Raw genomic sequence first — 1,675 nt, 5'->3', positions numbered from 1 at the left:
GGTGGCATTGAACAATTCCTTAAACTGAATTATGGGTATTTTACGTGAAAACGGCTATGAATGCAGGTTTATGATTTTTGCAGTATTTTGTATGTATAAATATACGCATGTATTGGCTTGAAGTAAGATGATTTGTAATGAAGGTGTCATATTGCTAAGCCCATGTATAAAAAAGACAAACAGGGAATGATCATCGTTTTGATCGCTTTGACTTTGTTTTTAGCCATTTCAATTGGTTTTAAATTTCAGAGTGCCGTTGTTGCTTTATCTATTGCATTCACTGTCATACTGGTTCAGTCATTATCAAGTCTGCATCAACGTTTAACTCATTTAGAACAACAGTTTTCTCACCAGACAACGCCACTTTATTCTATTCATACTCTGTACACGATAAAAATAGATAACTCATTGAAATAATGTCATAATAATTGTTTTCTAACGACGAATACTATGACACATCTCAATGAGTTATATCTTATCTTAAACAAATATCTAAAATGGAACAAGTCACATTTAAAGTGCTTTGCGCTCATCATGCTTGTGATTATTTTAAAGCAAACATGTAATCTTTCTTCTGCATCTAAAGCCTTGCCCATCAAGTGCTTACCACAATCATTTTATCGACGTATGCAGCGCTTCTTTGCAGGTCAGTATTTTGATTATCGTCAAATTTCTCAGTTGATTTTCAATATGTTTTCATTCGACCAAGTGCAACTGACTTTAGATAGAACCAATTGGAAATGGGGAAAACGAAATATTAATATCCTGATGCTCGCAATCGTTTATCGTGGAATAGCGATACCTATCCTTTGGACATTGCTTAATAAACGTGGAAATTCAGATACGAAAGAGCGTATTGCTTTGATTCAACGCTTTATAGCCATTTTTGGTAAAGACCGTATTGTGAATGTGTTCGCAGACAGAGAGTTTATCGGTGAGCAGTGGTTTACATGGTTAATTGAACAAGACATCAACTTCTGCATTCGTGTTAAAAAAACTTCATTGTCACCAATCATTTAGGAAAGAATCATAAAATTAGTGATTTATTTCGCCATCTTAAAGTTGGTCAAATTGAATGTCGTAAACGACGGATTTTGGTTGGTCGGGTGAAACTATATATAAGTGCACTACAGTTAGAAAATGGAGAGCTTTTACTCGTCGTTTCTCCTCAGTTTAATGCCAATGCTATTCAGGATTATGCATTACGCTGGGAAATTGAAACCTTATTCAGTTGTCTCAAAGGACGCGGGTTTAATCTTGAAAATACGCGCTTGACAGACCCTAGACGAGTGAAAAAATTGATTGCGGTGTTAGCTATAAGCTTCTGTTGGTGTTACTTAACGGGTGAATGGCAACATGATCAAAAAAAAGCGATAAAAATAAAGAAGCATGGACGACTCTCAATGAGTTTATTTCGCTATGGTTTAGACTATGTTCAAATGGCGATTCAGCGTTTAATTGGTTTTGGGAAAAAAGAAGAGTTTAAGGAAATTTTGGCAATTTTAAGAAGGCAGAACCCTGATAGGATAAGGGTTCTGTGAAATTTGTCGTGTACAGAGAAAAGGATGCTAAAATTTTGTCAAATTGCCATCTAACTTTAACCTTTCAGCAATTTAAGCTATTTATAAAAATTAAAAACTATAATTTGCAAAATTGAATAAAAAAACATCAAAAT

Annotated in this window: 1 protein-coding gene; it reads left to right on the top strand. The window is 34.4% G+C overall.

The annotated features are described in order from the left end of the window. Positions 1-450 precede the first annotated feature (450 nt). Positions 451-1,541, top strand: a protein-coding gene (locus tag ABD296_RS49275) for an IS4-like element ISAba1 family transposase (protein WP_085940413.1) whose coding sequence is annotated in 2 segments (ribosomal slippage) — positions 451-991 and positions 991-1,541 — 1,092 coding nt in all. Because the reading frame shifts where the segments join, the coding sequence is not laid out codon by codon here. The last annotated feature ends 134 nt before the right edge of the window (positions 1,542-1,675 follow it).

The organism is Actinomadura napierensis (assembly GCF_039529375.1).
Lineage (GTDB): Bacteria > Actinomycetota > Actinomycetes > Streptosporangiales > Streptosporangiaceae > Spirillospora > Spirillospora napierensis.
The sequence above is the reverse complement of the archived record's forward strand: the minus strand, read 5'-3'. Positions and strand labels throughout refer to the sequence as shown.